General features: G+C 63.6%; 5 protein-coding genes. 1 reads left to right on the top strand and 4 read right to left on the bottom strand.

Going from position 1 to position 15,504, the window contains the following annotated elements; all coding sequences use genetic code 11:
• Positions 1-692 (top strand): HlyD family secretion protein (locus AC5ZG1_RS18990; protein WP_496133738.1); only part of this gene is annotated, 692 nt, incomplete at its 5' end.
• Positions 693-769: 77 nt separating this feature from the next.
• Here the strand turns inward: AC5ZG1_RS18990 and AC5ZG1_RS18985 are convergent.
• The 4 genes from AC5ZG1_RS18985 to AC5ZG1_RS18970 form a co-directional block, all read right to left on the bottom strand.
• Complete coding sequence (locus tag AC5ZG1_RS18985) at positions 770-12,850, bottom strand: filamentous hemagglutinin family protein (RefSeq protein ID WP_496133737.1); 12,081 nt, start codon at positions 12,848-12,850, stop codon at positions 770-772.
• Between the two features lie 163 nt (positions 12,851-13,013).
• Entirely contained in the window at positions 13,014-13,982 is a 969-nt protein-coding gene (locus AC5ZG1_RS18980) for a FecR family protein (protein WP_496133741.1), read from the bottom strand.
• Between the two features lie 130 nt (positions 13,983-14,112).
• Positions 14,113-14,628: an RNA polymerase sigma factor gene (locus tag AC5ZG1_RS18975; RefSeq protein ID WP_208819557.1), complete on the bottom strand. Its 516-nt coding sequence runs from the start codon at positions 14,626-14,628 to the stop codon at positions 14,113-14,115.
• Entirely contained in the window at positions 14,625-15,275 is a 651-nt protein-coding gene (locus tag AC5ZG1_RS18970) for an STN domain-containing protein (RefSeq protein ID WP_051396486.1), read from the bottom strand. The genes AC5ZG1_RS18975 and AC5ZG1_RS18970 overlap by 4 nt, the downstream gene beginning before the upstream one ends.
• Positions 15,276-15,504 lie beyond the last annotated feature (229 nt).

Raw genomic sequence — 15,504 nt, 5'->3', positions numbered from 1 at the left:
CGAACCGCAACAACGTCTATGCCGGCGTCAGGCGTGAGCAGGTCGACTCTCTGAAAGCTGCAATCGCCAAGGCAAAGGCCCGCCTTGACTATGTGCAGGCCCAGCTCACAAGAACCACCACGCTGGCGCGTCAGAGCTTTGAGTCCCAGCAGGCGCTTGACCAGGCCGAAAACGACGCCGCGAGCGCACGTGCCGATGTGGCGGAGGCCCAGGCGAACTACGATGCGGCCGTGGCGGGTCCGACCCAGGAGGAACGCGCGATCGCCGATGCAGAGGTGCAGGCCGCAGCGGCTGCGGTCGCGGTGCTCGAGCGTCGCCTCGACAAGATGGTCTTGCGTGCTCCCGCCGACGGTGTGGTCAGCGTCATCGCCGCAGAAGTCGGCGAGAACGTTCGCGCGGGTCAACCGATCCTGATGGTCGAAGCGGCGGGCAAGCAGTGGCTTTCATTCAATGTGCGCGAAGACCATCTGAGCCGTCTCGCGGTCGGAGAAACAGTCGGCGTGGTGCGGAACGGCGACGACGGCGCGATCAAGAGCGCCATCACCGAACTGCGGCCGCTCGGCGTCTTTGCGACCTGGCAGGCCGAGCGCGTGATTGGCGATCACGACCGCAATACGCTACGCTTGCGCCTCGACCCACAGGGAGAGGCGGCCATCCTCGAGCCAGGTATGACTGTTTGGATCAAGCAGTGACCACAACGCACTGCCTGCCCGTCCCGTAGCGGTCACCACCAACGACACGACTTCCCACGCAGATCGCTCCATGCCAATTATGGAGAGCTTGGCGCGACGACCCGGCGGGTGAGCGTATCGCGCTCCAACGCCGTCAACTGCTTGGTGTCCTCCGCGGAAAATGTGCCGTTGCCAAGAACGCGGACCATGTTGTTCGGGTCATAATTGTTGCTTTGTCTGCCACGGTTCCGCTGTTGTTCGCTATTGGGGCGATCTTCCTCACTTCCTCCACCGAAGCCGAGGAACTCGACGATGATGATGGAAGGTTGCTCGCCGGCGCGCGCTTGCGGCACGGTGGCTTGCTGGGCTGCGGCGCCCGCCGTGTTCGATGCTTCGGTCAGGCCGCCGATGTTGGGTGCCTGGACCTGCGGCACGCCAACGACGCCGCCTTGCGCCTGGATGTTGGCGGCGTTGACGATATGCAAGGCTGCGATGTTGACGAAGCTCGATGCGCGGATCCCCGCCTCGCCTGCATCGACGGTGCCGAGCGGCGCGACCAGATCGACCGTCCCGGGCGGCACCTCCGCGATCTGTCTCAGCGTCGCGATGCCGGCGCCGCTGGACGGCACGACCGGTGACACGGTGACATTGCCGTATCTGTCGTAGGCGCGTTTGGGCGGCGTGTAGATCACCGTGGTTTTGGCGCCGCGGCCGGCGTTGATGTCGCCTTCCGCCGACCAGACGATGATATTGCCGCCGAACGTGGTCATGATGCGCGACAGGCCAAGCAGCACGCTGCCCTTCGAATAGATCTGGATGTCGCCTGCCCCTTGCGTGATGAGGCCGGCATCGGCGCCCGGCGACAGCCCCTCGGTCCCGAGCGTGACCTCCCCGTTCGGCACCAGGAACTGGATGTCGCCGCCGAAATCGGTGTGCACATAACCGCTTTGAACGGTCGTCTTACCCGCGCCGGCCGCGACCGCCGCCGAGAACATCGTGATATCCCCACCATAGGCGGCATCGTTCGGCAACAACGTTGCAATCGCCTGGCGCCCGCGCAAATAAGAGCCGGCACGTGGGCCGCCATCTTCGTTGTATTCGCGCCCGCCTGCGGTCAGTTCGGCGTAATAGACCTGCCGCAGGAAGATGCGCTGCTGCGCTCCCGACAAGGTGAAGAAGTAACCGAGCGCATCGGCCTTGGACCCGCTATAGCTGAAGCGTTCCTTCAGCCAGTCATAAAGTTCATCCCCATAAGTCTTTGCCACCTTGCCGGGCTGATCGGCGAGTTTCCCCTCGCCCATGAGATTCTTCGGATCGAGATAGAGCTTCGCAAAACCGGTCCAGTCGACTTGTCCAACACCGATTTCGCCTGCGCCGACGCCGGCCTGCATCACGACACCAGCACCAGGCCGTTGGTCGCCCGCGAGCAACGGTCCGATGCTTTCGACCGTCGCGATTGACCCTTGATAGATGTCCTTGGCGGCTGTGATTTCGAGCGTACCGGGGCCGGCAATCGCCAAGCCTCCGCGCCACCCGTTGGTGGACGAGGGAGCGCCCGCATAGATGATGCTGCCGCCGGCCGCGATGGTGGACACGTCGTTCTGATCGGTGTGCAGGATCAGACCCATCGTATTGACGATATCTCCGCCTGCGACCATCCGCAGCGGCCTTGCAGCCTGATAATAGGTGTTTGCAACGATGCTCTGATCGGGGGCGGTCCAGCTCTGGTCGACGATCCGGCCATATCTGATGCCCGTGATGTCGCCATTCACCGCATAGATGTGTGACGGCTTGCGTTGCGACGGATCGCCTTGGTCCAGCGGGGCTTTATCCTTCACCGTGCTTGAATCGAAGGCGAAGGGGTGCCCACCACTCCTATAGGAATAGACGACAATTCCTCCACCGACTTGGTCAGCCGCATTCGCGTAATCGCCGAAATAGTTAGAGGCCGTGATGTTAAGCCCATCATTCAGGATCACCCAGGCCGGCTTGAACGGCGTCGCCAACGCCGTTGTCGGAGTCATCAAGGGACCCGTCTCGCTACCGTTGCCAAAGATCGATCCTTGCGCCAGCACCTCGAGTTCGCCACTCGGTGACGGAAGCATGAGCCCTCCGCCCGGGTTATAGATATTGCCGTTCGCAGCGATCGCCCGCATGATCGGGGGCAGGTATCGGGAATAGGTTGCGCCGCTGCCCGGCTGGAGCGAGCCACCCGCGGCAAACATGTTGACAGCGGTTTGCCCCGTCCACAGCGTGAACCAACTCGCGCCGTCACCGTTCGTTTGAACGTTATTCGCGTCCGTCCAGGCCGTGAGGCCGACGCGGCCCGGATCGAGGATGGTTCCCACGGCCAGATCGCCGCGCGCGCGAAGGTTGATCACGCTATCGCCCGGCGCGAAATCTCCGCCATACAGCGTGGTCATCGAATAAGGCGTCAGCGGATTGATCGGCCGCGGATCCGTCCCGTTATCGTTACGAATGTTTGTCGCGGTGAGACTGCCGAAATCTCCCGTCGCGACATCCATGGTCCCGCGCAGATTCACGAATTGGTTGCCGCCGGTGCCGATATCGCCCGCCTTCACCGACAGCGTGCCGCCGCCCGTCTGGACCAGGCTGCCATCGCCCATCACGCGGCCGCTGCCACCGACGGCGATGACCACGCCGCGACCTGTGTCGCCGCCGAGCGTGCCGCCCGCTTGCAGCGTGACATTGCCGCCACCGAGGGTGCCGACCCCGGAGAAAGCAGACAGATTCAGAGCCGGCGCGTTGCTAGTGTCGATCTGATCAAACGTATAGCTGCCGAAATTGATGCCCCATGCCGTGCGCTGGCCGATCTCCGAACCACCCTGGCGCCACAGCCAGCTTCCAACCTCGTCCGCGCGCGTCGTCAGCGTGCCCTTCACGTCACCTTGCGCGGCTAGCAGGAAATCCCCGCCATGCTCGGTGTAATACATCCGCTGCGAGCCAAGCGTCGCTTCATACGCGGCGTTTGTTGAGCCCAGCACCGTGCCATCGGACAATGTGCCCCGGCTGGCGTTGTAAGGATCGTTGGCCGCGGTCCCGGTCTCCTTGATCGCAGTGCCGGCGGTATAGACCCCGAACGGTGATTTTTGCTCGTAATTGCCGCCGGCGAGAAGCTCGAGATCCCCGGTGCCGGTGCGCACCACGCTGACGCCAGAGGTCGACGTGCTCCCAACGAGCGTGACCTGGAAGGGATCGTTCAACACCACATTGCCTGAACCAGCGAGACTGTCTGCCGTCTTCAGCCCCCGACTGTCGGCGCTTGCAAGATCAGCACCGCCCACAAGCCGCATCGACCAGGATTGCGTCCCCGGTGCGAGCATGGGTGCGATCGCCCACACCTTGCGATCGCCCGGCCCGGTCACCTTCACGTTCGTCATGCCGGCCGGCAGCACCGTGCCCTTGGGAAGCGGCGTATCGGCATCGAACGTGTAACCCCCGAACAGGGTAAGGCTGGACCCCGCCGGCAACGTCACAGGCTGAAGCACCAGATTGATGGCTGAGTTGATGAAGACCTGCCCGGTAAAATAGAGGCCTTTCTCGAACACGGTGCCGATCGGAAATACTGTGTTGACCAGAAGCGTATCACCCGGGTTGTAGGTCTTTTCCGGCGTGATGATGCGCCCGCCATTCAGCTTCCTAGTCTGAACATTGGGCCCTTTTATAGTGAAGGGCTCCGACAAGGTCATCGCGACGGGAAGTGGATTTGCGGCGTTCGGGCTCTGCACGATCCTTCCGTCGACGAGATTCAGTTCCAGGTTGATTGTGCCGTTGCTCGGAATGGTCGATCCGTTGCCGATTATGACGTCATCCATTGTGACCGTGTAATTTGATCCAAGCATGGTACCTGCCGGGATCAGCACCGTCAGCGCGTCGGGCGATTTCGGCGGCGGTGCGAAGCCGTCGTTGATGCTTCCGTTGATCTTGAAATCGCCGGCGGCACGGACGACGAGCACGCCCGGTTCGCCGGAGCCTGGCGCGGCCGGATCGACCTTTGGTCCATAGCGATAACCGGAGAAATCGAGATCGCCGTTGGTCGAGAGATCTCCATCTGACGTGATGGCAACGCCCGGCCGCAGATGGAAGGCGGAGCCATAGGCCGCAAGCCCGGCAAGGTGATTATGCAAGTCGCCATTCTGGAGTGCCGCGTTGATGAATGCCTCACTGTCGGCATGCAGACCATCGAGGTAGGCCTGATCGATGACGCTACCGCCCGGAAGTTGATAGGTGCGGAAGCCGTTCATCGCGATGCTGCTGGTTCCGCGGATATCGAGCGGGCCGCGCGCGTCGACGGCGATGTCATTGGCGCCGATACCGTCGTCATTGGTGTCACCGCGCCGCGGCGCATTGAGCTCCAGCTTACCGCGCGCTACGCTGTCCGGCGAGGACATATCGATGGTTGCGCCTGGCCTTAGCGTCATGCTGCCTTGCTTGCTCGTGACCTCGACATGCGCGGTGTTGTTGGCCTCGATCGGCGCACCATAGCTGTCGGTCTGCAGCACGGAGTGATGCACATCGAGCACGGCGTTCCGCGTCAAGGTCAGATCGTCACGCGCCGACAGGCGGATGGTGCCGGGCTTCGTCCCGCTCGCATCGATCCTGCCGTCGACCGTGAGGCTGCCTTGATCGACGGAGACCGTCACATAGCGCGCCTTGACGCCGTTGCCGATGACAAGACTGCCCTGACGCAAATCGAAGCTACGCGCGCTGAAGAAGCCGGCGTCATTGAGCTTCGCGTTCAATGCGGCGAAATCGCCGAAATCCTGCGCCGCCACCGTGAACTGGCCGCTCTCGAAATCACCCGTCGACGCCCCCCTGATCGTGCCGCCGAACGAGACGTGCCCATGTGCAGTGTCGATGGCCTTGGTCGTGATCGAGCCCGCGGCGTTGTTCACCGCCGAAACATCGATCACCGAGCCGGCGCCCTGGATGATATCGCCGCTCGTGCCATTCAGAACGAGATCGCCGCCCCAGCTATATTTCGTGACATCGAAGAAGGAAATAGCACGGCCTGACAGGTCGATCACCGCGTTTCCGCCGAGCACGACGTCATGCGCGGCGTTGAACGTCAGTTTGCCGGAGGGCAAGGCAAAAGCGGTATCGACAAAGACGCTGTCGCCGCCAAAGGAAACCGTCCCGCCGAGATCTGTCACGCCGCGTGTGTCCGCGGGCGCGGCCCCAGCCGGCGCGACCAGACGCAGAGCGCCGCCCGCGGTGACATCGAGCTTCGCGCCATTGCTCGCCGTGATCAGCGGGGCCGCGATGGTGAGATTCCCGCCCTGCAAGGCGCCCTGACTGTCCTGGCTCAAGCCCACTTTGAACGTGCCATCGCTGTTCGCGGTGACGCGCCTCAACGCCGTCAGCGTGACATCCGAGAAGCCGAGCGCGAGACGATTCAGCGTTGCGCCATCGGTCGGCTTGCTCTGCGAAGCGTCGTAGCCGAACAGAACCTCGTTCGCCGTGATGGCGAGATGCCCCAATCCCGTGCCGGGACCGCCGGGCATGACGCTGGCCGGCGCTTGGCTGCCATACGGAGCGGCGGTGCCGGTGCGGATGCCGTTCCAGATCAGCACATCGGCCTTGATGCTCGCCGTGTCGCTCGCGGAGCCAAGACCGTAGATAGCCGGCGTGTTGAGAACAAGCTTGAGCGGATCCTGCGCTCCCTCCTGCCGCGTGGTGTCGAGCGCGACGTTGCCGATCAGATTGAACGCGCCGTTTGCCGTGAGAATGAGTTGTTCGAGCGGGGGAACCCCGGCGGTCGTCGACGGCCGCAGGAGCTTGTCGAGCACGCTCTGGGCGAGATTCCAACCCGAAGGAAGCTGGCCCGCGGCCTGCGCCGCAGCAAGCGCGGCCTCCGTGCCGACATTGACCTGCTCCTGCGTGACGTTGAGATAACGTGCGCCGAAATTGACGTCACCCATGGTGAGCCCGCCCGGCCCGGCCAGCACCACACTGCCGTCAGTGAGCAGCGATGCACCGCTCGCGATGTCGATCTTGCCGGGGCCAACGGCGTTCAGGAATTGGAACCATCCATTGGCGACCGCGAGCACGGCCGGACTGAAATTGGGATCCGCGTACAGATACGGGCTTATGTTGGCATAGACATAACCGAGCGTGGAATCGACGGCGTTGCTGCGCAATCCGCGCGTATCGATGGTCGCGCCGCCCCCCATGTTGACGGCCTTGCCGACCAGGAAGACCTGGCCCGCGCGGATGATGGCGCCATCGAGCAGGTTGACGGCCGCAGTCGTGCCTCCGTCGAAATAAACGTTGGCGCCGGCCCCGGGGTTGTCTTCCTCGAAGTACAGGCTCGTGCCGCCCAGCAAGAGCGTCGATGCCTTGAAGGCGTTGATGTCGTCGCTCGAGATGGACGTATGCCCGGCTATGGGCACGGCTCCTGGCGCCGTGATGTCGAGCACGGCAGGCCCCAACGAGGTGGCCGACGGCATGACGATCAGCGTCCCGTCGATACCGCCCTTGGCGCCATCGAACAGCGCGGTGCCGGCGAAGGACAGCGACTTCGTATTATCCGACTGCGGCAGGAGACTGATCTCAAGCACCTTGCCGTCCTCTGGCAGACGATGCCGGAGACCGCCGAACTGGGCCGCCCGCGCGCGCTCGAAATCGGCATAGCTCGTCTCGTTATATTGCGAGTAGCGGCGCGTGCTCTGGCCGGAGCTGAAGATCACCCTGGTCGGCAACGCGTCCTTAATTCCAGTGTTGGCGACGCCGAGATAGCCCGATGTGATGACGGAGGCATTGCCGATGGTCACGGGCGCAAACGTGGTGGTTCCCGTCGAGCCAAGCTCGATGCGATAGCCGCCGGGCAGCAGCGCATAGCTGGAGGGCAGCAGCGTATAGGTGCCCGCCGGCAGTCCCGGCACGCCAGAGGGAAGAGTGATCTGCTGACCGATCGCCGGATCGCCGGCGCCGTTGGTCGCGATCGCTGGCGCATAATCAGCCGCGTAACCGGGCACGATCGCATAGACCTTGTTGCCGGCGGCGCTGTAGCTGTTGACCGGATTGGCATTGACGAGCGCTGTCTTCAACACATCGACCGAACCGCCTCGGCCGGAGATGAAGCCCGCGCCGGTGAGCGTGCCGCCGCCGCTGAGATCGAGCACGGCTCCAACCTCACCCACGACCGACGCGGCATCGATCGAAATACCGCTCGCGATCTTGTAGCCGTGATGGTCATCGTAAGATGCGCCCGCCAGATTGCGCAGTGTGCCGTCCGCGCCTTGATAGGTGATCCCGTCCGAGGTGCCGCCAAAAGGCATGATCAAGCCGGCTGCGCTTGCGGAGGTGATGCTACCGCTGCGGAACGTGATACGTGCGTCAGGCGGCACGTCATTGGCCGCGGTATCATCATAATTGTTGAACCAGATATGGCCCAACGGTGCGCGAAGAACGCCGCCCTGGTCGATATTGGCGGCGAAAAAGGCGACACCGCCGAACACCGAAGGCGGGACCGCCGGTGTCTGATCGTCATTGCGGCGGATGGTAAGACGGGTATCTGGGGCATAGCCGCCATTGTCCAATCCGGCCCGCTGGCCAGCCCTGATAATGGCGACCGCGCCGCTCAGAGGATAAATCTGGTCTGCGATCAGCGTGAGATTATAGGCATTGAGGCCGCCAACCTGTTCGTTTTGGTCAGCACGGATTGTGGCATCGCCGACCCGAAGATCACCGCGGCTTTGCAACGTCACCTGGTCAAAACCATAGGCGACGGCATCTCGGATCAGTCCTGAGCCATAACCTTGCTTGGCCGCCGCGCCGAAATGAATATCCCCGTAGAGATCGATGAGATCGGCGGAGATGGTAAAATGACTGTCCTTCGCGATCAATTGAGGAGCAGCAAGAAGGAAGCCGCTCGGCACATTGATGCCGGGATAATAGCCTCTGGCATTGTCACCCGCTGCGGGCTTTGTCCCACTGTAGTTGAACCCATCCAGGCGGACGTAAGGCGCCGCAAGGCGAATGCTGGCATTGGATTGATCGGAGGGCGCCGTTATCACACCGCCTGACAAGCGGATGCTGCGCGAAAGCTGAAGATCGATATTGCCGCCAAAAACAAAGAGATCGCGAGTCGAGAGCGATAGCGATCCAAACCCACCCTGCTCTATCTGGTCGACACCGATCACGGTGCGCCCGAATTGCAATGTCGGATCGTCCTCACCCGGCTTGAGATCGGCGCTGAGGCCACTGCGACCCGCATACTGCACGAGGGTGATATCGCGCGATCTCTGGAAGTCTTCCGTCAGTTCGCCGATAGCATAGGGCGCGTTCGCGCTGGGTTGCCCCAACGTATAACCTCGTTCAGCCATCGTCAGATTCAGCGTTCCGCCGGAGGCGCCGCTGCCGCCGCTAGCTGCTCGCAAGGTACCGTCGAGCGTGATGCCGAAGGCGGAATAGAGCGAGATCGTCCCGCCATTGCTGGCGGCAGGCGTCGAGACATAGCCGTTGCCGGTGGAGACATCGACCAGCGCGGAGGTGCCCGATGCATCGATCAAGGCGCCGGGACGAAGGATCACAAACGCATCACTGACGACGGGGACGCCCACGTTGTCGACCGCGCCCGTGCCGCCGATGCGGATCGTGCCGCCGTCCGGTACAGCCGTGTAAGCAATCCCGCGCTCATCGCGACCCACCGCGCCACGTGCGGAGACATCCAGCACCGCGGCGTTGCCGATCCAGATCGACCGCGTCAGGGCGAATTCGCCATAGCCGGAATTGTACCTGGTGTCGCCGGGCGCGTCCTGCAGGCTCGTGATCAGGATATTGCCGGCGGGAGCCGTGATCGCGCCGTCGATGACGGTCTGGCGATTGGCGAAGATCGAGACGGAGTGCCCCGCATCGACATTGATCGAGGCGCCTTTCGCCAGCGTGAAATCATGCAGGCTCCAGAGCGTCACATCGGCGCCGACGCGCTGCGTGACGCTATGCGCGACGGGGTTGATGATGAAGCTCGGCGGCGTCCACAGCTCCGCGGCATCCGCGACAGGGCTTCCCGTCGCCGCGTCATAGTTCTTGTCCGTGAAGCGATAGACCGGCACCTCGACGTTAAGGCGCGTTCCCTCGCCGATCTCCATGCCAGTGTTGCTGGAGATCTTGTACGCGGAGAAGCCGGACCGGAACAGCTCGGGGTCGAGCACCAGCGCATCGGCCACGGCCTTGCCGATCGCGATCGCCTGGCCCGCATCCAATGTCAGCGTGCCGCTGCCGCCAAAACCATACGCGCGGATAGCGCCATCGAGGATGAGCGGATTGGTGAAGAACTGCGTCGAGGCCAGATGCGCATAATCATTGGCGACGAGGCTGACATTGCCGCCCTTGCCGCCTTTGGTTTTGCCATCCACCAGGATCGCGCCGCCTGACGACACGTCAATGAGCGAACCCTTCGAAAGCGTGATGCCGCCTGTGGTCGAGACGGTGAAATTTCCGCCATCAAGATGCGCGAGACGTGATGAATCGGTTTGCGTGTCGCGGAATTCGTTGGTCCACAATCCGCTGAGATCAATGGCAACCCTTTCGCCGATCGTGACCTGCGAATTGCCGTTCGCGTCGTTGAGCGCCCACCATTTCGCGTTCTGCCCCTGGCCGAGCACGGCATGCATGAGATTGGTCAGCGTAATACTGCCGCCATGAGCCGTGACGTCTGCGCCGATATCGACATGCGGCGCCGCGAAGGTCACCTCCGCGCCGGGCGCAAGTTCAAGCGGCGCCTCGACAACGATTTCCTTGCTGCTCGCAAAGTTGAGACCGCCCAGCTTGGCGGCATTGATCGCGTCCGCGTCAAACAACGCGGTGCCGATGCGGCTGTCGGGCAACGCCGATTTGTCGTTCAGCGCCTCAGTGATATCAGACACACGGCCAAAGACGACCCGCGCAGCGGATGCATCGGTGAGACCGATACCCGAGTAGCTGCCCAGCGCAAGCCTGCCCTCGAGCGGCGCGACGTCCTGGGGCAGCTTGTAGCCGTCGGTGGTGCCGGAAGGCCGGTTCCCGATCTGGCGGTCACCCTTCACGATGTCGGCGAGGATGGTGGCTTCGAAGATCGACGTCGGCGTCGACAGGATAAGGGAGCCGGCGTCGCGGCCGACGGTGTAGCCATCTTCCCAGCGGGTCGAGACACTGCCCTTGCCGAACGGGGACGCCCAGATCTCGGTCAGCTTATCGTAAACCTTGCCCTCGATATAATGCTTGCGCACATAGCCGCCGCCGAGCGCCGTGAACTGCATATCCGCGCGCGCATTGTTGATATTGTAGGTTCGGCCGTCCGCCCCGAGGAAGTTGGTGGTCCTGATATAGCCGCCCTCGTAGCTGACCGAGCCGCCGGAGACGTCGAACACTGCCCCCTTCTGCGCGACCACCTCCGGCGCCGCCAGCGTGATGGTGCCGCCGAGCGCGGTCCATTCCCCGATGCGATGGGCGGTATTGGCGAGATAGCCCGAGACCTCGAGCAGACCGCCCGGCGTATAATAGCGGTCGGTCGCATAGCCGCCTGTGCCAGCCGGCACCAGCACCAGATTGCGCGCGTCGATCCAGACATCTGCGTTCTTCAGATAATCCTGATCGCGATTGACCGGTGAATCGCGCAGCTCATTGCCTTGCACATTGACCATGATGTTGTTGGCCGACATCGGCAGCAGCACGCCGCGCACGCCCGAGACATCGATCACCGCGCCATTCTCGGCGAAAACGCGGCGAGCGGCGGAGACGGCAACCTGCCCGCCTTGCGCCTGCGTGATAGAGCCATCCTTGAAGACCACGTTGCCTCCACTGACGATCTCGACGCGGCCTTGGTGGAGCCGATCGGCGAGCAGCGAGAGATTGTTGAACTGGGCGTTGGCGGTCGGAACGTGGGTGAAGGCGTTGGAATCGGCGATCAACTGGTTGCGCTGGCTGTCGAGCGCGGTCTCGGCGCTGCCGAGCTCGGGCAGGATGGCGGTCAGACTGCCGCTGCCGAGCGTGACGCTACCAGCAGCATCGGAGGCAGCGTTCAGGAGATGGATGGTGCCGCGGGTGTTGACCGAGGTAGTGGCAACCAGCACGCCGTCCTGGCCGATGCTGCGGCCCGCGAGTGTGATGTCGCCTTGCTGCGCGAAGATCAGGCCGGAATTGCCAACGACCGCAAGCGCATCGCGGACGATCGGCGAAATCTCGTTGCCGCGCGTGGTCGAGGCCTGGTTGGCGTCGGTGCCGTAGCCTGGCCGCAGCAGGAAATCGTTGCCGGCCGCAAGCTGCACCTGACCGCGCGGCGCGCTGATCGCGCCGGCGTTGCTGACCTCGGTGCCCATCAATAGGACGAAGCCGCCGCCCTGCTTCGCCGACGACGGCGCGCGGGTCGAGATCAGCGCGCCGGCCTCGACCTTCACGGCCCCACCAGCATCGGTGAAGCTGGGCACGTATTGGCCACTTTCCTGCCGCGAGTAGATGCCGCTATTGAGGAACTGGGTATCGGTGATATTGGCGGTCGAGGCGATCAGCGACCCGACATTGATCTGGCTCGCACCGCCGAAGATGATGCCGTTCTGGTTGATCACATAGACCGACCCGTCGGCCTTGATGTTGCCGAGGATCTGGCTCAGCGATGTGCTGCCGACCACGCGGTTGAGCGTCACCCAACTGGCGTTGCCCTGCTGGTCGAAGATGAGCGTGGTGCGCGCGCCGACGTTGAACGAATTCCAATTCAGGATCGCCTGCGCCCGGGTCTGCTGGATGCCGACCTGGGTCTGGCCGCTGGCATCGACGGCCTGCGTCGGCGCATTGGCGCCCTGCCATCCAGCCGCCGCCTGCAGGCCGCCCGGCGCCAGCCCATTCGGCACAGCGACCTGCGGCAGCGTCGCGGAGCGCTGCGCGGCCTGCGCTGCGCTGCGCGCCGCGTCCTGCACCGCCTGCATCGCCTGGATGGCGCGCGTGGCCCGCGCCATCGCATCCTGGCTTTGCTTGGCGACCGTCGCCGCGTCCTGCGCCGCCGACTGCGATGCAGCCATCGCCGCCGCCGATGGTGTCGGTGCCTGTCCGCCTAATGGACGTGCCTCCACTGCAGTATTGGCCAGGAACAGCGCCACCACGCTGACGCCGGTTCGCAGCGCCGCGTGACGGGCATGGCGGCGCATGGGACCGTTAGCGGTCGAGGGTGAACGGGCGGACATCGGGCGGCTCCTTCAGACGACGGTACGCCCCTGACGCTGCAGCCGGAAGTCGCCGCCGCCTCGGGGGTCAAGAGAGGTCTCACCGCTAAGACCGAATCCCGAGTGGCCGTTGACTACGCTTTCGGAAGATTTTTTGAGAAATTTTTTACCCGTCCCGCCCGAATCAGCTCAGCAGCACGATTCCACCCGGCAACCGCTGCAGTTTTGCGCCGAACGCGCGCCCCAATCCCAGCAGCGCCTCATTCATCTGATCGATACGAAAGCGACCGCTGAGCTGTTTCTGGCCCAAGGCCGTGTTCATCAAGATGATGCGGCCGGGCCGATATCGATTGATTTCTTCCACGGCTTCGACGAGCGGCGTGCCGCGGAATTCGACGATGCCGCGCTGCCACTCCGAGGCTAGCTGCGGATCAACTGCGGCAATCTCGCTCAGTCCCGCAAGGTCATAGCGCACGCGCTGGCCAGGTCGCAGGGCCACAACGTCGGCTCCACGTTCGATCCGCACCGCGCCGTCGAAACAGGTCACGCTGACCGGGGACCGCTCGCCGCTTGCGGTGTAGCGGACATCGAACCGGCCGGATTCGGCGATCGTCCTGCCGTGCGCCGCCAGGACCACGAGCGATCGCGCCGGGCGCATCGATGTTGCAAACGATGCCTCGCCGGAGATCAACTCGATGCGATCTTCGATTCCTTCCGCAGGACGGACGGCCAGGCTCGTCTGCGTGTTCAGGCCGATCGCCACGTCGCCGGCGAATGTGACATGGCGTTGCTCGCCGGTGCCCGTGCGGTAATCCGAATTGAGTTCGGATAATGACGGCCAAAATCCGAACGGCGGGTTGAGCACGCCGTAGACCGACGCCGCGGCAACTGCCGCGACGCCGGCGCTCAATACCGCGCGACGGTTCATCCTGCGGCGCCGTCCCAGCGCATCGAGCCTGGCTAGGAAGCTTTCACCCGGACCCGACAGAGCATCGCCGGCGACACCAGCCGTATGCCATAGGCGCTTCGTCTCCAAAAAGGCTGCTTCATGCAGAGGACTGCGCGCGCGCCAGAGTTCCAGCGCCGCTACGTCCTTCGGCGTCATTTCTCCGGATGTGAGCTTCTGCAGCCAGTCGACCGCTTCCCGCTCCACCGCATCCAAACCAGGGTGTGCCTTGCTCATCTCAATGTTATGCCTTTCGCCGCTGCCTCCGTGAGAAAGCAAGCGACGATCGCAGGAATTCTTACCTCTAAGACGATTCTCGGCGACCGAAAGTGCACGCTCAACCCTTCAATTCCTTATAGCGCGCCAGGCAATGTTCGAGTGCCAACCGGAGTTCTTTCGCAACGAGTTGCCGGGAGATGCTGAGCCGATCGGCGATTTCCTGGCGGGGAACATTGCCGACCCGCGCCGCCAGAAAGATCACCCGTCGCCGCTCGGGGAGTTCGTTGACGATCGCCTCGAACGCCTCCAGGTCAGACCGCGCCAACATGGTTTGCTCAGGCGTCGGCGCATGATCGGGCAGCTCAAGCAGGCTTTCGATCTCGATCGCCGATATGCGTTGACGCCGCTCCATCCGGCGGCGATCCTCTGCCACGTTCAGCGCGATCCGGAAGAGATAGCTGCGCGGGCTTTGTACGGCGCCAATCGATTCCGCGCGCGACAGGCGCAACCATGTATCCTGCATCGCATCACCGGCGAGATCGGCCGAGCCGAGGCGTTGAGTCAAACGCGCCTTGAGGTCGTCATAGCGATCGACAAACAGCCGGCGGATGATCGTCAAGGCGGTCTCGGTCATGGCCGGGTCCCAGCCGATCGGAGATTGGAATCGGCCTTGCCGCACCCCTGCGCCACGCCGGGTCCTTGCGGCACAATCAAGATCAAGACCGGCTGCAGAAAGCCCGCCGGCGGTGGCTCGTCGAAGCGCACGCTGCGCAAGGTTGCATCAATCCGGTCATCAGCGTCAGGCTTGCCGGTGGACCCGATACGTTGGGATCTCTGGACGGTGCCGTCTGGCGCGATCCAGAACACAGTGGCGAAGCGATAGCTGCCGGGACGCGCGCCGCCCGATCGGCAAAGAGCATCCGCAATGCTCGCCTGAATCTGTCCATAGTAACGCCGATGTTCTGGCGATCGTGTTTGCTGCGCCGCCTGCTGAGTGGCGAGTGGCTCCGGCAACAGCACGAACGTCGTCTCGGCCACGAACTCGGCAGCCAAACCGGTGCCAGACAACAGCTTTCGGAGCGCCTCGTCCGGTGCAAACACGCCCTGGACATCGCCGGAGAGGCGGCCGGCCGCAAGGCTCGTGTCGTAGAGGGCGTCGCGTCCGGTCGCATCGACATAGCGATTGAGCGCGGCGGCGAGTGGTTGCGAGGGGATATTGAATTCGATCGGCGCATTCGCTGGCCTGGTCTGAGCCGCGGCCACGTCGATACCCGCAGCCATGCCCGCGACGGCCAATGCGCATGCCCAAGCTGCCAGCCGCCTATTGGCCGACGTAACGACAACACGGTTGGCGCGATCCGGTCTGAGTTCGGCTAGGGCCGATCGAAGCATCACCACTGTCCCCGCCCACGCAGATCAGGACAGCCGTTCCAGCTTCCCAGCGCTACGACCTGCCCGCCGACGGTCCAAATTGCGCGTCAGCGCACATCCCAAGCCAACGCGCGGCGGA

The organism is Bradyrhizobium sp. Leo78 (assembly GCF_059512425.1).
Note: the sequence above shows the minus strand (reverse complement) of the source record. Positions and strands in the feature narration are given on the sequence as shown.

Excerpts from the sequence above, each read along its gene's own strand:
- AC5ZG1_RS18975 (WP_208819557.1), bottom strand. The coding sequence starts at position 14,628 with ATGACCGAGACCGCCTTGACGATCATCCGCCGGCTGTTTGTCGATCGC.
- AC5ZG1_RS18985 (WP_496133737.1), bottom strand. The coding sequence starts at position 12,850 with ATGTCCGCCCGTTCACCCTCGACCGCTAACGGTCCCATGCGCCGCCAT.
- AC5ZG1_RS18970 (WP_051396486.1), bottom strand. The coding sequence starts at position 15,275 with ATGGCTGCGGGTATCGACGTGGCCGCGGCTCAGACCAGGCCAGCGAAT.